Annotated in this window: 17 protein-coding genes; 5 read left to right on the top strand and 12 right to left on the bottom strand. The window is 64.5% G+C overall.

Translation table 11 applies throughout. From position 1 onward, the window contains the following. The 7 genes from KFO72_RS25315 to KFO72_RS25285 form a co-directional block, all read right to left on the bottom strand. Nucleotides 1-200 (bottom strand): CinA family protein (locus KFO72_RS25315; protein ID WP_225033306.1); only part of this gene is annotated, 200 nt, incomplete at its 3' end. Nucleotides 201-215: 15 nt separating this feature from the next. Beyond that, nucleotides 216-1,550 (bottom strand): c-type cytochrome, encoded by a 1,335-nt coding sequence (locus KFO72_RS25310; RefSeq protein ID WP_225033305.1) that lies wholly within the window; start codon nt 1,548-1,550, stop codon nt 216-218. Further along, the gene (locus KFO72_RS25305; RefSeq protein WP_225033304.1) at nt 1,547-2,536 is read right to left on the bottom strand and encodes a cytochrome c oxidase assembly protein; all 990 of its coding nucleotides are present in this window, start codon (nt 2,534-2,536) and stop codon (nt 1,547-1,549) included. Before KFO72_RS25305 ends, KFO72_RS25310 begins: the two co-directional genes overlap by 4 nt. Next, complete coding sequence (locus KFO72_RS25300; RefSeq protein ID WP_054931684.1) at nt 2,512-2,856, bottom strand: hypothetical protein; 345 nt, start codon at nt 2,854-2,856, stop codon at nt 2,512-2,514. Before KFO72_RS25300 ends, KFO72_RS25305 begins: the two co-directional genes overlap by 25 nt. Next, complete coding sequence (ctaD, locus tag KFO72_RS25295) at nt 2,853-5,450, bottom strand: cytochrome c oxidase subunit I (protein ID WP_225033303.1); 2,598 nt, start codon at nt 5,448-5,450, stop codon at nt 2,853-2,855. Before ctaD ends, KFO72_RS25300 begins: the two co-directional genes overlap by 4 nt. After that, a complete protein-coding gene (gene coxB / locus KFO72_RS25290) occupies nt 5,447-6,514 on the bottom strand; it encodes a cytochrome c oxidase subunit II (protein ID WP_412101800.1) in 1,068 nt (355 codons plus the stop codon). The genes ctaD and coxB overlap by 4 nt, the downstream gene beginning before the upstream one ends. Nucleotides 6,515-6,838: 324 nt before the next feature. Next, a complete protein-coding gene (locus KFO72_RS25285; RefSeq protein ID WP_225033302.1) occupies nt 6,839-7,459 on the bottom strand; it encodes an SDR family NAD(P)-dependent oxidoreductase in 621 nt (206 codons plus the stop codon). A 300-nt stretch (nt 7,460-7,759) separates the two neighbouring features. On the opposite strand from KFO72_RS25285, the gene KFO72_RS25280 reads away from it, so the two are divergent. Next, complete coding sequence (locus KFO72_RS25280) at nt 7,760-11,107, top strand: adenylate/guanylate cyclase domain-containing protein (RefSeq protein ID WP_107201842.1); 3,348 nt, start codon at nt 7,760-7,762, stop codon at nt 11,105-11,107. A gap of 147 nt (nt 11,108-11,254) precedes the next feature. On the opposite strand, the gene KFO72_RS25275 is transcribed toward KFO72_RS25280, so the two are convergent. Then, entirely contained in the window at nt 11,255-12,700 is a 1,446-nt protein-coding gene (locus KFO72_RS25275; RefSeq protein WP_225033301.1) for a DEAD/DEAH box helicase, read from the bottom strand. A gap of 562 nt (nt 12,701-13,262) precedes the next feature. Here KFO72_RS25275 and KFO72_RS25270 point away from each other — a divergent pair. Beyond that, the gene (locus KFO72_RS25270) at nt 13,263-13,526 is read left to right on the top strand and encodes a hypothetical protein (RefSeq protein ID WP_082433864.1); all 264 of its coding nucleotides are present in this window, start codon (nt 13,263-13,265) and stop codon (nt 13,524-13,526) included. A 172-nt stretch (nt 13,527-13,698) separates the two neighbouring features. Here the strand turns inward: KFO72_RS25270 and KFO72_RS25265 are convergent, their stop codons facing one another. Further along, nucleotides 13,699-14,826, bottom strand: coding sequence for an aminotransferase class V-fold PLP-dependent enzyme (locus tag KFO72_RS25265; protein WP_225033300.1), 1,128 nt, complete (start codon nt 14,824-14,826; stop codon nt 13,699-13,701). Between the two features lie 413 nt (nt 14,827-15,239). Here KFO72_RS25265 and KFO72_RS25260 point away from each other — a divergent pair, with 413 nt between their 5' ends. The 3 genes from KFO72_RS25260 to KFO72_RS25250 all read left to right on the top strand — a co-directional run bounded on the left by KFO72_RS25260 (nt 15,240) and on the right by KFO72_RS25250 (nt 18,629). Next, on the top strand, nt 15,240-15,611 hold the full coding sequence (locus KFO72_RS25260; RefSeq protein WP_054931675.1) for a YciI family protein: 372 nt from the start codon (nt 15,240-15,242) through the stop codon (nt 15,609-15,611). Then, entirely contained in the window at nt 15,608-16,876 is a 1,269-nt protein-coding gene (locus KFO72_RS25255; RefSeq protein WP_225033299.1) for an RNA polymerase sigma factor, read from the top strand. Before KFO72_RS25260 ends, KFO72_RS25255 begins: the two co-directional genes overlap by 4 nt. Before the next feature lie 100 nt (nt 16,877-16,976). Further along, nucleotides 16,977-18,629 (top strand): FAD-dependent oxidoreductase, encoded by a 1,653-nt coding sequence (locus tag KFO72_RS25250; RefSeq protein ID WP_054931673.1) that lies wholly within the window; start codon nt 16,977-16,979, stop codon nt 18,627-18,629. Between the two features lie 69 nt (nt 18,630-18,698). Here the strand turns inward: KFO72_RS25250 and KFO72_RS25245 are convergent, their stop codons facing one another. The 3 genes from KFO72_RS25245 to KFO72_RS25235 all read right to left on the bottom strand — a co-directional run bounded on the left by KFO72_RS25245 (nt 18,699) and on the right by KFO72_RS25235 (nt 20,982). After that, complete coding sequence (locus KFO72_RS25245; protein WP_082433863.1) at nt 18,699-18,956, bottom strand: hypothetical protein; 258 nt, start codon at nt 18,954-18,956, stop codon at nt 18,699-18,701. Nucleotides 18,957-19,120: 164 nt separating this feature from the next. Further along, the gene (locus KFO72_RS25240; protein ID WP_225033298.1) at nt 19,121-20,233 is read right to left on the bottom strand and encodes a transglutaminase-like domain-containing protein; all 1,113 of its coding nucleotides are present in this window, start codon (nt 20,231-20,233) and stop codon (nt 19,121-19,123) included. A gap of 296 nt (nt 20,234-20,529) precedes the next feature. After that, nucleotides 20,530-20,982, bottom strand: coding sequence for a hypothetical protein (locus KFO72_RS25235; protein ID WP_225033297.1), 453 nt, complete (start codon nt 20,980-20,982; stop codon nt 20,530-20,532). Nucleotides 20,983-21,042 lie beyond the last annotated feature (60 nt).

The following is a 21,042-nucleotide window of genomic DNA, read 5'->3' as shown; positions in this document are numbered from 1 at the left end:
TGCATGGTCGCGTGCTGTACGCCGAGGAAGCCCGCCTTGCCCGACGGGGAATACGTAACGAAGCCAACGTCGAGGCACGCCCCGCTTCCCGGAATTTCAGCGAGACACGATGCGATCTGCCCCGCCGTGCACGATTCGGCTGTCGCGAGCTTGAGGCCGCGCGAGCTGAGAAAAGACACCACCTGCCGTGCGACGTTCATGACTCCCCCTCTCTCTCATTTGTGCAGTTCGCTGCGCAGCGTGCTTACATCGTTGGCGGTGACGGGTTGCGCGTTGTTGCCCCACGCACCGCGGATATATGTCAGCACCTGAGCAATCTGCACATCGGCCAGCGTCCCGACGAAGCCGGGCATCGATTGGCGCGGCGGTCCCGTGAGCGTCGCCGGGCTATTGCCGCCTTCGACAAGCAGCCTGATCAGCGACGTCGTATCTTCCGTCAGCACAGACGGGTTGCCAGCCAGCGAAGGAAAGGCGTTGGGTACGCCCATACCGTCATCGCGATGACAGCGCGCGCAAAAACTGCGATACACATTGAAGCCGAGCGACAGTTCATCGGCCACGCGGTTGCCGTTGACGGGTGCGCGCGCCGGATCGGCGTTCGGCGTGTAAGTGCCGGACGGCTTTTGCGCGGGCAGAGACTTCAGATAGCGCGCGATTGCCTGCGCATCCTCGTCGGTGAGGTATTGAGAGCTGTCTTCGATCTGCTCGACCATACTGCCGTAGGCGATCACGCCGCCAGCGTGTCCCGTCTTCAGGAACGACGCGATGCCGGCGGCGCTCATCCGGCCGAGGCCCGATCCGTTATCGCCGGTGAGGTTCGGCGCGAACCAGTGATCGTTGACGCCGCCCGTGAGATAACGCTTCGAGGATTCGTCGTAGCCGCGCTCCTGGAACGCTGCGCCGCGCGGCGTGTGGCAGGCGCCGCAATGGCCGAGCGACTGCACCAGATACGCACCGCGATTCCATTGCGCGTCATGGTCAGCACGCGGCCGGTACACACCGCGCGGCACGAATGCAAGCTGCCAGAAGCGCAACGCCCAGCGCTGATCGAACGGAAACGCCACATCCGAAGGAGGCGTCGGCTTCGCAACGGGCGCGACGCGATGCATGATGTATTCGTAGAGCGCCCGCATATCGTCGTCCGATACTTTGGCAAACGAAGCATACGGCATCGCCGGATACAAGCGCTTGCCGCCCCGCGCGACGCCCTCGCGCATCGCGCGCGCGAAATCCTCATAGCTGTACTGGCCAATGCCGAATTGTTTGTCGGGTGTGATGTTGCTCGACATGATCGTGCCGAACGGCGAAGCGAGCCCCAGCCCGCCAGCGAACGGTGCGCCACCTTGTGCCGCCGTGTGGCAGGCTGCGCAATCGCCTGCCTTCGCGACGTATTCGCCACGCGCGAGCGTTGCGTTATCGGCCAGCGGCGCCTGCGCTGCAGCGGCGGCTTCGTGGGGTGCCGGCGGAATGAGCAGCAGCGCGAGCACGCAGCCGCCCCACACGGCGCAGGCGATGAGCCAACGGATGGGCGGCGTGCGGCGTCGCTTCATCGCGTTCCATCCCGCGGCAAAATCACCGCATGCCGCGTTGCGAGCACGGGCGCATTGGGGCGCGTCAGCCAGCGCGCGGCGATTGCAAGCCCGCCCACCAAATATGCCGTCGCCGCGGGCACCCACATGATCAGCCCGCCCAACTGCTGATCGTGCAGCGGATCGACCCCTAACGCGCTGCATGGTTCGACGTACAGCGGATACCAGAGGCCTGGCGCGAGCGTGATCAGCGCGCCGAGCGCGCCCGTGTGGACCATCGTCGTGAACAGCGACAGCATGGCGTGGCCGTCCGTCTGCCGCCGCGCGCCGTCGCCGGCGACCGTCCACCAGAAGAGCAAGGCGGTCAGCAGAAAACTCGCGTGCTGCAGCGAATGCGCCCATTGGTGCAGCAGCGCCGCCTGGAACAGCGCGGGTGCATGCCATGCCCACAACGCCACCGCGTGCAGCAGCCAGGCAATGAGCGGTAAGGTCAGCGCGTGCCAGCACCGGGAAAACGCGCGTGTCCTGACCAGCCGTCCAAGCCGCAACCGCGCACGCTTCGGCAGCGCCCATATCCATACCCCGAGCGGTCGGCCCATTACGAGCAACGGTGCGGCAATCAGCATCATCGATTCGTGCTGCACCATGTGCGCGGAGAAAAGCGCTGCGCCGAGGGGATCGAGCGGCGAAAACAGGGCTAGCGCGAGCCCTAGCCAGCCACCGGCGAACGCGGCGAGATGGATTGCGCGTACGCGGGCGCTGCGCGCGCGCACAGAGCCGCGTCTGCGCAGACGCCAATAGCCGGTGCCGTATGCAGCCAGGCTCGTAATCATCAGCGCAAGCACCCACGGCTCGCCCGTCCATCCGAACGAAGGCACCGCAGCGCCCGACGCGGACAGCACATGTGCCGCCGTGATTCCGGGCGTGAGCAACGCGACGCACGCCGGCGCGACAACGCGTCCGGTTCGCAAGCGCGCCGGGTTCAGCGACAGGGCGAGATCAACCATTGCGGGAACCACATCATCAGCTGGATCAACGCCGACAGCGCAGCGACCAGCATCGCCATCAGCGCGAAGAAAGCGGCGTGCGCGGTATCCGGCGCAGCGTCGGCATCGCGCACGCGCGATACGAGACGCCATCGTGTGTAAGCAAGCACCGTCGCCGCCACCGAAAACAGAAATGCGACCGCACTCACGACGTCGAGCGCCACCGTGCTTCGCTGTGCGCACGCCACCTGTACCAGCGCATAGTTGAGGCTCTGCGCACCGAGCACGACAAACGGCGCGACGACCAGACCGAGCCACGAGGCAAAGGAAGTCCGGATCATGGCGACATCCGCGGCACGAAATAGATCACCAGATAGATCGGCAGCCAGCTCAACACGACGAAATACCAGTAGACCGCGTTCTCGCTCGTGTCGACCAGCCGCTTGCCCTCGTATGGACCGATGTACAGCAGCGCGGCAAGGACGGCTGTATCGACGGTGTCGGTGATCAGGTGGGTCGTATGAAGACCAAGCAGCAGCCACACAATCGATCCATACGCGTTCGCGTACCACATCACGTTGAGCGCGGCGAACTCGAAGCCGCGCAACACCAGAAAGATCAGCGCGAACGCCAGGCAAATCACAAGCCACAAGCGCGCGCCTTCGCGATTGCCCTTGTTCGCCGCTCGCCGCGCGAGTTCGTTGGGCACCATGCTCGCGATCAGCACCGCCGTATTCAGCGAGCCCCACAGCACCGCTGGCGGCGGCGCATGCATCGGCCACGCGGCGTTGACGGCTCGCAGATAGAAGTACATCGTGATGGCGAGCGCGAACGCCGTGCCCTCGATCAGCATCAGTCCCGCAGTCGCCCACCACATCAGGCTGCGTGAACCAAAGCCGAAGCTCGGCAGGCCGCGCACGTCGAGCGTCGATGCCTGTGCGGGCGGCATGGCTATTTTCTTTGCCTCGTTGTCCGGTGCATCGTCAGGCCAGCGTTCCAGCGCGCGCGCAATTGCGTTGCTGCGCCGCTTCGGCCAGAACCAGACGATCATCGCGATCGCGACGGGTACCGTGCCCCACCAGACGGCCGACGGCGTATAGATCGAGCCGATGAAGAAAACCGTAGTCGCGACCGCGCTGAGGAACGGCCAGATGGACGGCGTCGGAAACAGCGGGCGCGTGTCGGGCTGCGCGTCGAGCGCGGTCGTCGTCAGCACTTCGCGCGCGGTCGCCGTCAGTCCCGACACCCAGCGCGGCTCACGAGCGGGCGCCCAAAGCGGCTCCTGCGCATGGACGACGGGCAGCGCGTCGAAGTTGTGGGGCGGCGGAGGGCTCGGCACGCTCCATTCGAGCGAGCCGCCGCCCCACGGATCGGCGCCCGCGCGCGATCCGCGTCTGCTGCTGTGCACGACGTTGTAGATGAAGACCAGCATGCCCGCGGCCATCATGTACGCGCCAACGGTCGCGCCGAGGTTCATCGCGTCCCAGTCCATGCCGTGCGGATACGTCCACACGCGGCGCGGCATCCCATGTAGACCGAGCAGATGCATCGGGAAGAATGTCACGTTAAAGCCGATGAAGAGCAGCCAGAAGTGCCATCGGCCGAGCCGCTCGTCCAGCATCCGGCCCATCACTTTCGGGAACCAGTAATAGATCGCGCCGAACAGCGGAAACACCGCGCCGCCGATCAGCACGTAATGCAGATGCGCGACGACGAAGTATGTGTCATGCACCTGCAGATCGAGCGATACCGATCCAAGCATCACGCCCGTCAATCCGCCCAGCACGAGATTGAAGAAAAACGCCAGCACGAAATAAAGCGGCGCTTTCATATTGAGCCGGCCCGTCAGCAGCGTCGCGAGCCAGCAGTAGATCTGCACGCCGGACGGGATCGCGATCATCACGCTCGCCGCCGTAAAAAAGCTCTTGCCGAGCGCAGGCACCGCCGTCGCGAACATATGGTGAACCCAGAGTCCGAACGCGAGGAAGGCGGTGGCGATCAGCGACAGCACCATCGCCGGATAGCCAAACACCGGACGGCGCGAGAACGTCGCAACGATCGACGACATGAAGCCGAGCGCCGGAATGAAGATCAGGTATACCTCCGGGTGGCCGAAGAACCAGAACAGGTGCTGCCACAGCAACACGTCGCCGCCGAGCGCCGGGTTGTAGAACTGTGTGCCCACCAGGCGATCGAGGATCAGCGCTGTGCTCGCCAGCATGATGGCGGGCATCGCGAACAGCACCATGAACTGCGTCACCAGCGTCGCCCAGACGAACAGCGGCATGCGATTGAGCGACATGCCGGGCGCGCGCATCTTGAGGATCGTCGCAATCAGCACCACAGCTTCGAGCAGCCCGGAGAGTTCCGTGAACGTGATCATCTGTGCCCAGATGTCCGTGCCTTTGCCCGTCGAATAGTCGGGGCCAGCGAGCGGGACGTAGCTGAACCAGCCCGCGCGCGGCCCGGCACCCAGTGCGAAGGCGACGTACAACGTCAGGCCGCCGAACAGAAACACCCAATAGGCGTAGGCGTTGACGCGCGGAAACGCGATGCTGCGCGCGCCGATCATCAGGGGCACGAGCCACGCGGCAACCGCCTGCATGACGGGCACGGCGAACAGGAACATCATTGTCGAGCCGTGCACCGTGAAGAGCTGGTCGTAGAAGTCCGGTCCCATTAGCCGGTTGTCCGGCCGGGCGAGCTGGGTGCGCATGGCGAGCGCGAGCAGGCCTGCCAGCAGGAAGAAAACGAATGTCGTGACGATGAAGCGGCGTGCGATGGTCTTGTGATTGACGGCGCACAGCATGCCGATCAAACCGCCCGGGTCACGCCAGGTCTGCTCGAGCGCATCCCTGACATGCTGCGGCGCGTCCGGTCCGTCCTTCAGGTCGAGGTTCACATCCATCCCGACTCGCGGTTCCGCGGTACTCATTGCAATGTCCCCAGCCATGCGATAACGGCACGCAGATCGTCAGCGGCCAGTGGCACTGCTGGCATCGTCGTGCCTGGTTTGACCGCTTGCGGATCGCGAATCCATTGGTGCAGACCGGCGGGCGTGTTGGCGAGCGCGCCTGCGGCGATCGTCTGACGGCCCATCAGATGCGTGAGGTCCGGGCCGAGCGTGCCTTGTGCGGAGGAGCCACGCACCGTATGGCAACCGGCGCAACTCGACTGTTCGAAGATCTGCCGTCCGCGTTGCGCGAGCGCGTCGGAGGGACGGGAAGCGGATGTCGCCTGCTGGCCGCGCCACGCCGAATATTGCTCGGGCGATTGCGCAACCACGAGCATCGCCATGAGCGCATGTTCGGCGCCGCAAAACTCGGCGCACTGGCCGCGATATATGCCGGGTTTGTCGGCGCGAAATTCGATGGTCGTCTGGATGCCCGGCAGCATGTCCTTCTTGCCGTGCAGATTCGGCACCCAGAACGTATGGATCACATCGCCCGCCTTGAGATCGACGATGACAGGCCGGCCGACGGGCACGTGTAACTCGTTTGCCGTCGCAAAGCCGGGTTGCCCGGCTTCCGGCGAATAGACTGCTTGCCACCACCATTGCTGCCCTGTCACTTCGATATGCACCGCGTTCTCGACGGGCAGCTTCGAGAGTGCGCGATCCGTCATCACGTCGGCGATCACCAGGCCGACGAGCAACACGACCGATGCAGCCGTTGCCGCGATGACGGCGTTGCGCGTGCGCGCCGCAGTTCGCTCGCCGGGTCGCGGCGCAAGTGGCGGCGAGTCGCCGTTGCGCCGGTTACGCAGTAACGCAACGAGCGTCGCAAGAAGCACGGCTGCGAACACGGCTGCGCAGATAACCAGCGTGAGGTTCCACAGGCTCAGAATGTGCGCGGCCTGCACGCCCGCCGGATGGAGCGCGCTCTGTTCGGGCCGGGCTGCAACGTCTAGCGCCATAAGCTGCGCAACCGCGACGACGCCTGCGCGCTGCGCCGTGCCCGCGCGCCAGCTAGCTGGGCGAACACCGAGGTCGTCGGTCATCTGCTCTGATTCAACGCGATGGGAATATCGAACGCCAGCATTCGGCGTGCCAAGCGTTTTTGTCAGCCCTTCAGTCAGCGCAGCCTGCCAATGGAAACAAGCTGTTCAAGTCCCCGCTTTCGTCACTCGCCAGACGCATTCGTCCCATCAGGCGGTCGATTGCCCCGCCTGGCGCCTGGCATTCGCCGCCTCGGTACGACAAGGCTTCACCCGACGAATTGTTGTCGCAGATAAGGCCTTCCGGCTCTTCTCCTCGCGCGCGACTTAGGTATGAAAAGGAACCCAGAACATCTTGACTTCTACGATCGGCGGCCTTGAAAATTGTCATCCCTCCATTGCCCGCGCACCATCCGCCTCCTCCTTCGAATTGAACAGGCCGTCCACGATCGGTGTTTCGATCATGCCCGGACTCAGCGTGTTGACGCGAATGCCACGACCTTTGAATTCCGACGCCCACGTCCGGGTGAACGAACGGATTGCCGCCTTCGTCGCCGCATAGACGCCAAAGTCCGCAAAACCCTTGATGTGCATCCCGGAAGCAACGACGACGATAGAGCCGCCGTCGCGCAGCAGCGGCAGCGCCTTTTGCACCGTGAAGAACGTACCGCGTGCGTTGATGTCGAAAGTCTTGTCGAAGTGTTCAGGCGTTACGGACTCCGTTGGCAACGAAGCGACGTATCCTGCACTTGCCACAATGATGTCCAAACCGCCCTTCTCGCGTTGCACCGTTTCGTAGAGGCGATTCAGATAATCAAGGCTGGCGATGTCGCCCTGAACCGCTGTTACGTTCGAGCCGATGATCTCCTTCGCCTTTTCCAGTTCTGTTTGACGACGCCCCGTGATGAAGACATACGCGCCCTCCGCGACGAATCGCGTCGCGGTTGCGAGCCCGATTCCGCTACTTCCGCCCGTAATGACCGCAACTTTGCCCTGAAGCTTACCCATGGTGATTCTCCTGATCTGTGGATGGTGCTCGACACGATGCAGCTTGTGATCGCCAGCGTCGCGGCAAGCCGTGGCAAGAGAATGGGGTTGGCAAGAATGGCTGAACAGAGTGCGCAGCGGCATAGCAGGTATGCCAGGGAGGCATGACCGGCGGGGGAATGACCGCTCGGCGGCTTGCCACTGACCCTCGTATGGCGCCACGAACGCGCCCGCACACCTCAAGCGGTGCGCAACACCTACACTAGACAAGGCGAGTGCCGTTCTATCTTTTAAGCGCGCAACGGGAAACAGATTCCGGCGATGACGATGGATATCGAACTGTGGCTGGCCGGACTTGGGCTCGATCAATACTCACAGGCCTTTGCCGACAACGACATCGACGCGGCGACGCTGTCCGCGCTCACTGACGCGGATCTGAAGGAACTCGGCGTTCGCTCGCTCGGGCATCGCAAGCGGCTGCTGGCGGCGATTGCGCAGATGCCGCCTTCGGGCGCCGATGCGCCGCCCGCGGCCCAGCCCGCCCTCGATCGACCTGCCACGCCCGCTGTCAGCGCGCCAATGGAAGAGCGCCGGCAGGTCACCGTGCTCTTCGCCGACCTGTGCGGCTTCACCGCGCTCTCGCAAACGCTCGATCCCGAAGAACTGCGCGAACTGATCGGCCGCTTCACCGGGCTGGTCGACGGCATCGTGCTCGCGTACGGCGGCACCATCGACAAGCACATAGGCGATGCCGTGATGGCGCTGTTCGGCGCGCCGCGGGCGCACGAAACGGATCCGCTGCGCGCGGCCCGCGCCGCGCTCGATATTCACGACGCGCTCGACCAACTGAGTGCGAAAGGCGCGCGGAGCTTGCAGGCGCATATCGGTATCGCCAGCGGCGAGGTGGTGGCGGGTGCCGTCAGCCGGGCCGATGCGCAGGACTACACGGTGCATGGCGACGCGGTGAATCTCGCCGCGCGGCTGGTCTCGGCGGCGGGCGCACGGCAGACGCTGTTGTCCGACGGCGTGCGGCGCGCGCTCGGCGACAGCGCGGTTTGCGAGCAGATGGGCGAGATGCACTTCAAGGGCATCGACGTGCCGGCGCGCGCGTGGCGCCTCTCCTGCGTGGTGCGCGAGCCCGCGCGGGCGAGCCGCAGCCGCTTCGTCGGGCGCAAGGCGGAACTGGAACAGTTTCGTGGCATCGTGCGCGCCTGCGTCGACCAGCGCGCCGGACACGCCGTCTATGTGCGCGGCGATGCGGGCATCGGCAAGACGCGGCTGGTCGACGAAATGCGCGTGTTTGCTCACGCGCATGGCTTCGCGGTGCACCGGGGGCTCGTGCTCGACTTCGGCGTCGGCAAGGGGCAGGACCCGGTGCGCGCGATCATCGACAGCCTGCTGGGCCTGTCGCCCGCGGCGGATATCGAAGAGCGCAAGGCCGTGGCCGCGCGCCTTGGCCGCAATGGCGTGATCCAGCCCGAACAGCGTGTCTTTCTCGACGATCTGCTCGATCTGCCGCAATCGGGCGAATGGCGCACGCTCTACGACGCGATGGATCACGCCGCCCGCAAGCGCGGCAAGCAGGCGGTCGTCGCGGCGCTGACGGCTGACGCATGCCGGCGCGGCGCGAGCATGATTGTCGTCGAAGACCTGCATTGGGCCGATGCCGAAGTGCTGGGCTATCTGTCCGCGTTCGCGTCCGGCATTGGAGGCGGCACGGGACTGCTGGTGATGACCTCGCGCATCGAAGGCGACCCGCTCGATGCGGCATGGCGCGCCCGCATGCGCGACACGCCGCTTGCGACGATCGATCTCGGCCCGCTGCGCCGCGACGAAGCGCTGACGCTGGCGGGCAATTTCATCGATGCGACGCAGCGCGTGGCGCTTGCCTGCATCGAACGCGCGGACGGCAATCCGCTATTTCTCGAACAGCTTCTGCATAACGCCGAAGAAGGCAGCGGCGATGCGGTGCCGGCGTCGATCCAGAGTCTCGTGCTCGCGCGCATGGACCGGCTGGAAGCGCGCGACCGCGCGGCCTTCCAGGCGGCATCGGTGATCGGCCAGCGCTTCGGGCTGGCGCTGCTCAGACGGCTGATCGACGAGCCGGGCTACGACTGCGGCACGCTCGTCGCCAACGCACTCGTGCTGCCCGAAGGCGACGACTTTCTGTTCGCGCACGCGCTGATTCAGGAAAGCGCGTACTCGACGCTGCTGCGGGCGCGGCGGCGCGAGCTGCATCGCCGCGCCGCCGACTGGTTTGAAGATAGCGACGCCGTGCTGCGCGCCCAGCACCTGGATCGGGCCGAAGACGAGCGCGCGCCGCAGGCTTGCCTCGATGCGGCGCGCGCCCAGCGGGCCGCGCATTTCACGGAATCCGCGTTGCATCTGATCGAGCGGGGGCTTCGGATCGCGCAGTTGCCGCACGACACGCACGCGCTGACGTGTCTCAAGGGCGAGTTGCAGCGCGATCTGGGCGATATTGCCGCGTCGATTGCCACCTATCGCCCGGCTGTCGATGCGGCGCCCGATGACGCCAGCCGTTGCGCCGCGCAGCTCGGACTCGCGGAAGGCTTGCGGGTCAGCGAGGGCTTGAGCGAAGCGCTGGCGTTGCTCGACGCCGCGCAGCAGATAGCGGAACGCGCAGAGAGCGCGAGCGAACTTGCTCGCCTGCATCATCTGCGCGGCAATATCCTGTTCCCGCTCGGACGGATCGACGACTGCCGGATCGAACACGAACGCGGGCTCGCGTACGCGCAGCGGCTCGGCTCGCCCGAAGCGGAGGCGCGCGCGCTGGGCGGTCTCGCCGACGCCGCCTATGCGCAAGGCCGGATGCGCACGGCATTCGAGCACTTCAGCCGTTGCGTCGCGCTGAGCCGCGAACACGGTTTCGGTCGCATCGAAGTAGCCAACCGGTCGATGCAAGGCTTTAGCCGCATCTATCTGAACGAGGCGCGCGAGGCCTGTGTCGATGCCGTCGCGGCGTCGCGCGAGGCGGCGCTCGTTGGGCAGCCGCGCGCGCAGTTGCTATGCGAAACGCTGGGCGCGTTCGCGTGCTACGAAACGGGCGACGTGCGCGCGGCACAGGTTCATCTCGATCAGGAGATGCGGTTGATCCGGCAACTCGGCGCGCGCCGCTTCGAGGCGCAGAACCTCGAGATGCAAGCGCGTCTGTTGCTCGAAAGCGGTCAGCGCGACGAGGCGGCGCGCGTCCTGAGAGCGTCGTTGGCGTTGTGCCGCGAGGTCGGCATGCAGTTCAGCGCGCCGAAGGCATTGAGTGCGCTGAGCCGCGCTGTCGACGACGCCGAGCAGGCGCGCCTGCTTGCCGAGGGCGCCGATCTGCTGCGGCGCGGTGCGGTTGGTCACAATCATCTGTGGTTCTACCGCGATGCGATCGAGGCGATGTTGTCGGCGCGGAACCCGGCAGGCGCGCGACGCTATATCGAGGCGCTGGAGCAGTACACACGCGCGGAGCCTTTGCCGTGGGCGCGACTGTTCGCGGCACGCGGGCGGGTGCTTGCTGCTGCGCTCGAGGATTCGGCAGGTGATGCCTTGCTGGCGGAACTTCAGGGTGTGCGCGCGGCGCTAGCGGAGGCGGGGTTCGACGGAGCGCGGCGTGCGGTGGATGCGGCGCTGGCGGCGTTCCGGACTTCGCGAAAAGTTGATGAGTGACGAGCGCCTGCGCACGAATTGTGATGGACCCAGGATTCAGTGCGCCGTTACCCGCTCTGGCCTGATGCACGCCGAAGCGGCGCCGCTATCGGCTAGCGGGCCGCGAACCGCCGGCTTCAGCCAGTGCTGGCGTTACGCCTGCCCAGATCAGGGTTGACGCTTGCCGCGACTACCGGCGGGTTTGCCAGCCGGCTTACGTGAACCCGCAGCTGGCTTGCCGGCGGGTTTGCTGCGCGGCTTTTGCGCGCTGAACGGGCTGCCGCTGGACAAGCTTGTGCCCTTGCCCGCGGCCACGGCGCGCGGCGCCGCGGGCTTGCGTTTGTCTGCGCCACTCTGCGGGCGCGCTTTTTTGCCGGGCACCTGCATGGCGCCCGGCGCAGCTTGCGGCACCTTGGGTTTCTTGGGCTTTTTCGGTTTCTTGATGATCTCGCCCGTCGCACTGGTTTGCGGCACGCGATGCTCGGCTTCGAAACCCGGCTCTTCTTCACGCCGCAGCGTTTGCCGGATCAGCGCTTCAATCGCGGCCAGTTGCGGCGCTTCGTCGGCGCACACGAGGGACACCGCCACGCCGCTGGCGCCCGCGCGGCCCGTCCGGCCGATACGGTGCACATAGTCTTGCGCCACGATCGGCAGATCGACGTTGATCACCAGCGGAAGATCGTCGATATCCAGCCCGCGCGCAGCCACATCGGTGGCGACCAGCATCTGGACTTCGCCCGTCTTGAAGCGCTCCAGCGCACGCAGGCGCGCGGGTTGCGGTTTGTCGCCGTGGATCGTGTCGACCGCATAGCCCGCTTCATCCAGCATGGCCGCCAGGTAATCCACGCCATTGCGGGTCTTGACGAAGACCAGTGCGTGCTTCCAGTTGTTCTCAGCCACAAGGTGCATGAAGAGATCGGGCTTGTTCTTTTTATCCACCGTCACCACCCACTGCCTGATCTTGCTGGCCGTGGCGTTGGGCGGGCTGACGCTGATATGCACCGGGCTGTGCAGAATGTTCGCCGCCATGGCGCGGATATCGTCGGTAAAGGTCGCGGAGAACAGCAGGGTCTGGCGTTGAACGGGCAATGCAGCAAAGACGGCGTTGAGCTCACGCGCAAAGCCCAGATCCAGCATGCGGTCGGCTTCATCCAGCACCAGCGTTTGCACCTGATCGAACTGCACTGCATTCTGCCGATTCAGATCGAGCAAGCGGCCCGGCGTGGCAACGAGCACATCCACGCCTTTGCGCAACTTCATCATCTGCGGATTGATACTCACACCGCCGTAGGCGGCCAGGCATCGCAAGTCGAGCCCTTTGCCGTATTCGATAAAGCTTTGCAGCACCTGTTCAGCCAGTTCACGCGTGGGCACCAGCACGAGAACGCGCGCGCGGTTGCTGGACACGGCTGGGCCATGTTGCACCAGCCGTTGCAGGAGCGGCAGCGCAAAGCCCGCCGTCTTGCCAGTGCCCGTCTGCGCCGCTGCCATCACGTCCTTGCCACTGAGCACGGCAGGAATCGCCTTGACCTGCACCGGCGTAGGTGTCCGGTAATTGAGGTCCTGCAGATTACGCAGCAAGGGATCGATCAGGCCAAGCGAGGCAAAAGACATGGGTGTATTCCGGCTAAAACCGCAATTCTAGCGGTTACCGCGCTGATCGCATCGTGCAGATCGATGGTTAAAAGATCGGCGTTGATCGCCACTGAAAAAGCGCCGCGCCGGCAAGCCGTACGACGAAGCACCGGACACGGCTCGAACCCGATGAACATCGCGCACTTCTTCATTCGAGCGGCAAATAATTCGATACACTTGTCGCCAACGGTCCTGTTGCACGAATCTCGTGGCGGTAGCGGGAGGTCACCATGCGACATCTTCTGGTTGGCGTGCTATTGGTCCTTTCAAGCGCATGCTTTGCTGCGTCGGATTGCGATCAGGTCAAAAACAATTGCGCCGAATCCTATAAAGGCAATGTTCAGGCATGCGGCGACTCCCCGGATCGACGAGCGGGTATTTGTAGGGCTGAAGCCTATAACCGATACGTCGAATGCCTCAGGTCTGGCGGTTGCAGCGGCTAGGGGCCGTTTTTGAGCATTCAGGAATAGCATCATGCGCGACCAGGCGTGCTGGCCCTGTCGCCGACGTTGCGCCGGTCTGCCATGCAGGGAGTCGATCAATGGAAAAGACGTACTCGTACAAAGGCTTTGAGGTCTCCGTGAAGCTTGAGTCCGTGCGGGCTGTATCAAGCGAATTCACATATGGGCCCCCGGTGGGGTACGTTGCCGTGGTGAGTATCTGCACGGAGGACCCGAGAAGACCCGTAGGCGCACCGATCGCACTCGTCTCAGAAGGAAATCGGGTCTTCGACACGGTGGACGACGCCTTGGCAACAGGACTTAACGCAGCAAAACGTGTGATAGACGAGAAAGGCGCCCCTTGACGGGCGTTCTCGTCTGCGGCGGATCGTACAGCTGAGCGAATCATCTGTTGCCCGCACAACTCGCGGTTCGACGACACGTTGCAACTGTCGCACTGCCCCTGCCGCTCAACATCGGAAACGGCCGGATCGTGCGCATGGAACGAGTCATGCGCACCGGCTCCGGAAAAGCGCTCTAACGAATTTTGTCCAGCGCCTTGGCGAGCCTGGCGACCGCACCTTCGATGTCATGCAGTTTGTCCAGGCCAAACAACCCAATGCGGAAGGTCTTGAAATCTTCACCCTCGTCGCATTGAAGCGGGACACCAGGCGCGATCTGCAAGCCCGCATCGGCGAATTTCTTGCCTGATCGTATGCCGTCGTCGTCCGTGTAGCTGACCACGACACCCGGCGCCTGAAAACCTTCGGCCGCGACGCTTTTGAAACCTGCGGCAGTCAGCAGTGAGCGAACGCGCTTGCCGAGTTCAAGCTGCTCCGCTCTCACCTTGTCGAAGCCGTATGCCTCGGTCTCCTTCATGACGTCACGCAGCACCGCGAGACTGTCCGTGGGCATCGTGGCGTGGTACGCGAAGCCGCCGTTTTCGTAGGCCTCCATGATCTGCAGCCATTTGCGAAGATCGCAAGCGAAACTGGTACTGGTCGTCGCGTCGATTCTTTCGCGAGCAAGCGGGCTGAGCATGACCAATGCACAGCATGGCGATGCGCTCCATCCCTTTTGCGGCGCGCTGATCAGGACATCGACGCCACTCGCCTGCATGTCCACCCAGACCGTGCCCGAGGCGATGCAATCCAGCACGAACATGCCGCCGACGGCATGCACGGCGTCAGCCACCGCGCGCAACCAGGCATCGGGCAGCATCATCCCGGATGCGGTTTCGACATGCGGCGCAAAGACCAGATCCGGCTTGTGTTCCTTGATCGCAGCGACCACTTCCTCGATGGGAGGCGGTGCATAGGCGGCCTGCCGTCCTGGGTCGACGGGACGCGCCTTCAACACCACCGATTCAGACGGAATGCCGCCCATGTCGAAAATCTGCGACCAGCGGAAACTGAACCAGCCATTGCGGATGACCAGACACTTCCGGTTCGTCGCGAACTGCCGGGCCACGGCTTCCATGCCGAAAGTCCCGCTGCCCGGGACGACAATAGCCGCCTTCGCGTTGTAGACTTTTTTCAGGGCGTCGGAAATATCGCGCATGACGCCCTGAAAGAGCTGCGACATGTGATTGATTGATCGGTCGGTGTACACGACTGAGTACTCGAGGAGACCCTCGCGGTCGACATCGGGAAGTAGACCTGGCACATTCGCCTCCGGTAATGGACGAACAAAAGAATCGAACACAGATTCTAACGAAAGCCACCTTCAACGGCATCGCCAGCCGTCGCGTCACACCGGTCGGGCATGCTGCGCGGCAACAATCGGCAAGTTTGCTGACCTTCGCTGGAGCGTGGCTTCACACTCTCCTCTTGCTTGTGGCAGTGTGCCATGAAGAACGAACAATACAGTGAGGCATCGCAGACACTCTAGCCGGCCGGCAGTGGCGCGATGAAGTCGATAGTCCTGCGCAGAGTCGATCCTCGACGGAAGCGAACAGGTAACGCGGCTGTGCCGTCCACAATTTTTCGATGCAACCTGTCCATCAGCATGCGGCCCGTGCGTCATTGTGATGGCGGGCTAACGAACTCACCCGCCTCAACCTCATGACGGAGACTCACATGCAATACCTGTTGATGATCTACTCAGAAGAAGGCCGCTGGCACCAGATGACGGATAGCGAGCGGCAGCAAGGCGTCGCCGCGTATCACGCGTACACCGAAGCGTTGAAGAAAGCGGAGGTACTGGCGGGCGCAAACCGGCTACAGCAAACGAACACGGCCACCACGGTGCGGCTCGTCGACGGCAAGCCGCAGGTGCTTGACGGACCCTTTTCCGATTCGAAGGAGCAGCTTGCCGGTTACTACCTGATCGACGTGCCGAACCTGGACGCGGCGATCGCGTGGGCGTCGCGTTGTCCCGGCGCGGCGCACGGCATCATGGAAGTGCGCCCGGTCTGGACGGCCCCTTACGATGCGCCATCCGCTGCATGACTCTGCGCGGCGGCGACCGTCACGCTGACCGCGACGCGCGCTCGATGGCCGAGGCGGTCGCGCGCCGCGGTTACGGCAAGCTCGTCGCGCTGCTGGCGATGCGCACGCGCGACGTCGCCGCAGCCGAAGACGCGCTGGCCGACGCGTTCGCGGCCGCGCTCGCCGATTGGCCGGAGCGCGGCTGTCCCGCCAATCCCGAAGCGTGGTTGATGACGGTCGCGCGCCGCCGTGCGATCGACGGGGCGCGCCATCGCCGCGTCGGCGACGAAGTGGTAAACCAGCTCGCGATCCTCGCCGACGAGATCGACGAACGTGAAACAGGCATGTTGCCAGACCGGCGGCTTGCACTGCTATTCGCGTGCACGCACCCCGCGCTCGAAGCCGCGATTCGCACGCCGCTGATGCTGCAGGTGGTGCTCGGGCTCGAAGCGAAGACGATTGCGTCGGCGTTCCTGATGTCACCTGCGGCGATGAGCAAGCGCCTCGGGCGGGCGAAGAACAAGATCCGCGAAGCGGGCATTCCGTTCAGCGTGCCCGAGCGCGAGGAGTTGCCCGGCCGGCTCGCGGCGGTGCTGGAAGCGGTGTATGCCGTCTTTGCGGAAGGTTGGACCGACCCGGTCGGCGGCGATACCGAGCGACGCGATCTCACAGGTGAAGCGCTGTTTCTTGCACAACTGCTCGTCGAACTGCTGCCCGAGGAGCCGGAGACGCTGGGGCTGCTCGCGCTGATGCTGTACGCGCAGGCGCGTTGCGACGCACGACGCGATGCCGCCGGCGACTACGTTCCGCTGTCGGCTCAGGACCCGGCGACATGGAAAGCGCCGATGATCGACGCAGCCGACGCATTGCTGCATCGCGCGAGTGCGTTTAACGCAATCGGGCGTTTTCAGCTCGAAGCCGCGCTGCAATCGGCACATGTGCACCGCTGCCGCACGCACCGCCCGAACTGGGACGAGATCGTCCAGCTTTATGATGCGCTGCACACAATCGCAGCGTCGCCGGTGGTCGCGGTGAATCGCGCGCTCGCGCTCGCGGAACGGGACGGCGCGCCGGCAGCGCTCGACGCGCTCGAGCCGTATGCAGACGATCCGCGGCTGGCCGACTATCAGCCGTACTGGGCTGCGCGCGCCGATCTGCTGGCGCGGGTCGGCGCGACGGCCGAAGCATGCTGCGCGTACGATCTCGCGATCGGCCTGGCGCGCGATCCGGCTGTGCGCCGCTTCCTGCAGCGCAAGCGTTTAGCGCTGTCGTCGGCGAGCGGTTAGCCAGGCGTCTTGCGCCTGCCTTGTGAGGTCATATACTGGCTGAGTCTGTCTGCTGTCCGTGGATCGAGCTTCACCTCATCTGCCCTGTTTGGACGTAGCCATGCTCACAATCGACGACATCCGGGCAATTCCCCTGTTCTCGACACTCCCCGACAACGAGCTGGAAAATCTCGCGCACACGTCCGCCGACCTGCATCTGTGCGCGGGTGAATTCGCGGTCCATGAAGGTGGCGAGCGCGCGTTGTACGCCGTTCTGACCGGCAAGATGGAAGTCATCAAGACGTTCGACGGCATCGAGCGCACACTGGGCTGGCGACTGCCCGGAACCATCTTCGGCGAAGTGCCGCTCGCGCTGAGTTCCCCGTTTCCGGGCGCCTATCGGGCTGCGGAGCCATCGCGTGTGATGCGCGTGGACGCGCAGCGCTACTACACACTCGCCGCCGCGTCGCCGGAAGTTGCGTTGAAGATGGGCGCCCTCGCCCGCGAGCGCATCGGCGGACTGCAGGGCCTCTCCGCCGAGCCGCCCAAGCCCCGCGTGACCCTTGTCGGCAATCGCTGGGACACGGCTTGTACCGCGTTGCGCCAGTTCCTGGCCCGCAACCAGATCAGCTGCGACTGGATGACACCCGACGCGCCTGAACTGCCAGCGCGCTGGCCTGGCGCGCGCCCGCCAGAGGAGGATTGCCCGGCGTTGCGACTGGTCGACGGGACGGTGCTTTGCCGGCCGGCGACACGCCAGCTCGCCGGATTACTGGGTCTGCAGACGCAGCCCCGCCTTGCCGCATACGACACGTTGATCATCGGTGGTGGCCCGGCAGGTCTTGCTGCCGCAGTGTACGGTGCGTCGGAAGGCTTGCGCACCGTCGTGGTGGAGCGCGAAGCGCCAGGCGGGCAGGCCGGGACTTCGTCGCGTATCGAGAATTACCTTGGCTTTCCAAACGGTGTGTCGGGCGACGAACTCGCAAGCCGTGCCTTGCAGCAGGCAAAGCGGCTGGGTGCCGAGATTCTGGTGACACGATCAATCGCTCGAATCGATGTCGACGGGCGTAACGTTCACCTCGACGGAGGCGACGTCATCCATGCGCGAACGATCATTCTCGCGACGGGCGTCACGTGGCGCCGCCTCGCGATCGATGGCTTCGACCGGTTTATCGGCAAAGGAATTTACTACGGCGCGTCACGCAGCGAAGCGAGCGCCACGCATGGACTCGACGTCTATCTGATCGGCGGTGGAAACTCGGCCGGCCAGGCTGCTTTGTACTTTGCCAATCATGCACGCATGGTGACGCTCGTCTTGCGAGGCGATTCACTTGAGAAGAGCATGTCGCGTTATCTGATCGAGCAGCTTCGCAGCAAGTCGAACGTGGCGGTGCAACTGCGTTCAGAAGTTGTCGGCGCACACGGCGATAGCCATCTGACGGCGATCGACATACGCGAAGGGCCAGGTGCGGAAGTGAGCCGGCACGATTGCGGCGGCTTGTTCGTGTTCATCGGCGCCGATGCCGAAACCGGCTGGTTGCCGACGGAAATCGCGCGCGATGCGCGCGGATATGTTCTCACCGGCGACGACGTCGTCAAGGCGGGATACTGGTCTTGTAGCCGCGATCCCTACCTCCTCGAATCGAGTGTTCCTGGCGTGTTTGCCTGTGGGGATGTGAGGTTGAGCCCTGTCAAACGCGTCGCTTCAGCCGTCGGCGAGGGCAGCATGGCAATCGCGTTCGCTCACAAATATCTGCAGCACGACGCCAGCTAGCGTTGGGTGCGGCAGTCAGGTATCTCGACTGTGACGCGGACGGGCGCGCCACAGCCATCATCGACAGGGTTAAAGCGAAGGGCGCACGACTGATAGTGAGTAACGGCCCATGGCCAATCCGGTTATCTGGTGCGGTAGCGTCGCACTACGTTTTGCATCACTGATTGAAGCCTGATCCCGATTGCTGGAATCCGAATATCGGTACGTCTTCTCTTGAGCGAGTTGTGCCCTGACGTCGTCATTCATCGCTGGCGGCGTCGACTGCGCGAACGAAGAGACAGCCGGGATCAAAATAGATGCAGCGACGATGAGCTGAACGAGTTTCATAAGTTTTCTCCGGGGAGTGTTTCGCGCGCCGCCTTTGCGGCCTCAGCGGATGCAGTGTAGATCGGCGACCGCTCGGATGTGAGCACAAACAGGGCAATTCATTGTTGTCGGTTTATGCCTGATCATGGCCTCACGGCGAAAGGCGCGCGCCATGCCCGCCTCGGTCAGCGTGCCGCCACGCGTATCAGTCCTGCCGCCGCACGCGGTTTCGCGGGCGCATCTGCCTCGTCAACGGCGACGCGCCACTTCGGAAACGTCGCGGAGCCGTCGACTTTCCACGACTCGCCCATCTCGTCGACATACATCGCGTTCGCGCGCCGCCCGGCCGCCGACGCGCGCCGCGGCGCGCCCGGCGCGGCGCGTTCGAACGACCGGCTGCCCTGTTCGTTGAACACGGTCGCAAGCGGCCGCCGCGCCTGGCCTGACTGGCTGAGCGGCGCGGCAAGCGGTCCTGCGGGTGCGCGCAGCACTGCGTTGGCGGGCTCGCGGCCAGCGAGGATCGCGCCGAGCAGCGCGGACGGTCCGCTCGAAGCCGATGCTTCGTTGGCCGTGTCGCTGGCGCGCTTCGCGCTCGGGGCGCCCGGCGAATCGAGTGCGAGCGGTTCGCTGGCGCCGTCGATCTGCACGACCAGGATGACATGCCAATCGTCCGGCGTGTTGTTGTAGCGCGGCGCGAGCGACACGAGACGCAGCCGCGCGACGTCGAAACCCGCGTCGCGCAGCAGCAGGTACTTGGCGACGGCGAAATCCTTGCACACGCCGCTTTCGGCAAAGAACCGCGCCGGCGCGTAGTAGCTGCCGTCGGTTCCGTCGCGGTAGCGAACCTCGTTGACGAGCGCGTCGGCGAGCAGCACGGCAGACGCATCGCCCGCCTTGACGCGCTCTGCCCGCACCTGCGCAACTAGGCGGCCCCAGCCGGCGGGCTCGCGCGTCAGGTGGCTGCGCAGCGCTTCGCGCAGGCGCTGCACGCGGCCGATTGCATCCGATGATGGTTCGAGGTTCCTGTCAGCAAGCGGCAGAAGGAACATCAGGTCGCCGACTTGCGCGAGTTCCGGGCGGATCTTGCGATTGGCTTCCCACCATGTCCCGGCGCGCAGGCGCTCGAAACCGGCCTTCAGTGCGCGAGGCGTGGCCGAATCGCCGGGGCTCGCGTCGTTCGGACCGGATGCGAGGCGTTGCGCGACCGGCAGGCTCGCGGCACTCGCAACGGCAGGCAAAACCACCGCGGCCACGAACAGGCACTGGAGAAGGCAGAGGCGCAGTCGATTGAGCTGCATGGGTAGACTCCCGGTGTTTCGAAGCCTCCCGATGCCGTTTTACGCCATTCGGCGCAACGCAACGCTGGCTCGAAACCAACATTGCATGCGACGTGCCAATTCGTCGTGCCGCTCTACGCCATTGATTCAAAACGAGATTGTGTTTGCCGGCAACCGGCTGCGAAACACCGCGCGCCGCCCTTCGCCCAACAGATGAGCGATAACTGTTGGCGTTGCCCGCACACTTCGCCCTGAGAAGCGGGAGGCCTTCCCGAAACCTCGCGAACAGCCTCCACTCGGGCACAAGACCGCTTTTGTTACTGTGCGGGTGGTTGCCCCGAAGAAAGGATCGTCCTCAGCCTGGTGCCGCCGATGGATTCGCAACTGGAAGGCTTCGGATCAGTCCATTGCACGGCAACGCCCCGGACGACGGGCCGGACCATACGCCAGGGCCAGAAGCCGAAGCGCTGCGATCCGTTGTACTCGACGATGGCGTCCGCTCCGCGTAGTTGGGCGTACTCCGCCATCTTCGGGAGAATGTCCTGAACGCTGCCGTACGAGCCCTTGCCGATCTTGATGTTCTTGATGACCTTGTATTTCTGATCGGCGGGCGGCAGGTGGGCGAAGAAACAGAATTCACCGAGGCCGCTATGAAGATCGCTCGTCGAGACTTCGTGGCTTTTGGAGACGTCCACTTCAGCGTCGGGCGTGGCATCTGATGCAGGTTCCGCGGAATGTGCGGTATTCGCGGCTACGCCGATAGCGAACATTGATGCACTCAACGGAACTACGAATTGCCGTGCAGGGTTCATGAGTGGTCTCACCGATTC

Source organism: Paraburkholderia sp. XV, assembly GCF_020177535.1.
GTDB lineage: Bacteria > Pseudomonadota > Gammaproteobacteria > Burkholderiales > Burkholderiaceae > Paraburkholderia > Paraburkholderia caribensis.
Note: the sequence above shows the minus strand (reverse complement) of the source record. Positions and strands in the feature narration are given on the sequence as shown.

What these genes read in the sequence shown, in the direction of transcription:
- KFO72_RS25235 (WP_225033297.1), bottom strand. Translation starts at nt 20,982, where the DNA reads ATGTTCGCTATCGGCGTAGCCGCGAATACCGCACATTCCGCGGAACCT.
- KFO72_RS25300 (WP_054931684.1), bottom strand. Translation starts at nt 2,856, where the DNA reads ATGATCCGGACTTCCTTTGCCTCGTGGCTCGGTCTGGTCGTCGCGCCG.
- KFO72_RS25240 (WP_225033298.1), bottom strand. Translation starts at nt 20,233, where the DNA reads ATGCAGCTCAATCGACTGCGCCTCTGCCTTCTCCAGTGCCTGTTCGTG.
- KFO72_RS25250 (WP_054931673.1), top strand. Translation starts at nt 16,977, where the DNA reads ATGCTCACAATCGACGACATCCGGGCAATTCCCCTGTTCTCGACACTC.
- KFO72_RS25285 (WP_225033302.1), bottom strand. Translation starts at nt 7,459, where the DNA reads ATGGGTAAGCTTCAGGGCAAAGTTGCGGTCATTACGGGCGGAAGTAGC.
- KFO72_RS25305 (WP_225033304.1), bottom strand. Translation starts at nt 2,536, where the DNA reads ATGGTTGATCTCGCCCTGTCGCTGAACCCGGCGCGCTTGCGAACCGGA.
- KFO72_RS25270 (WP_082433864.1), top strand. Translation starts at nt 13,263, where the DNA reads ATGGAAAAGACGTACTCGTACAAAGGCTTTGAGGTCTCCGTGAAGCTT.
- coxB (WP_412101800.1), bottom strand. Translation starts at nt 6,514, where the DNA reads ATGACCGACGACCTCGGTGTTCGCCCAGCTAGCTGGCGCGCGGGCACG.
- ctaD (WP_225033303.1), bottom strand. Translation starts at nt 5,450, where the DNA reads ATGAGTACCGCGGAACCGCGAGTCGGGATGGATGTGAACCTCGACCTG.
- KFO72_RS25310 (WP_225033305.1), bottom strand. Translation starts at nt 1,550, where the DNA reads ATGAAGCGACGCCGCACGCCGCCCATCCGTTGGCTCATCGCCTGCGCC.
- KFO72_RS25255 (WP_225033299.1), top strand. Translation starts at nt 15,608, where the DNA reads ATGACTCTGCGCGGCGGCGACCGTCACGCTGACCGCGACGCGCGCTCG.
- KFO72_RS25260 (WP_054931675.1), top strand. Translation starts at nt 15,240, where the DNA reads ATGCAATACCTGTTGATGATCTACTCAGAAGAAGGCCGCTGGCACCAG.
- KFO72_RS25245 (WP_082433863.1), bottom strand. Translation starts at nt 18,956, where the DNA reads ATGAAACTCGTTCAGCTCATCGTCGCTGCATCTATTTTGATCCCGGCT.
- KFO72_RS25275 (WP_225033301.1), bottom strand. Translation starts at nt 12,700, where the DNA reads ATGTCTTTTGCCTCGCTTGGCCTGATCGATCCCTTGCTGCGTAATCTG.
- KFO72_RS25280 (WP_107201842.1), top strand. Translation starts at nt 7,760, where the DNA reads ATGACGATGGATATCGAACTGTGGCTGGCCGGACTTGGGCTCGATCAA.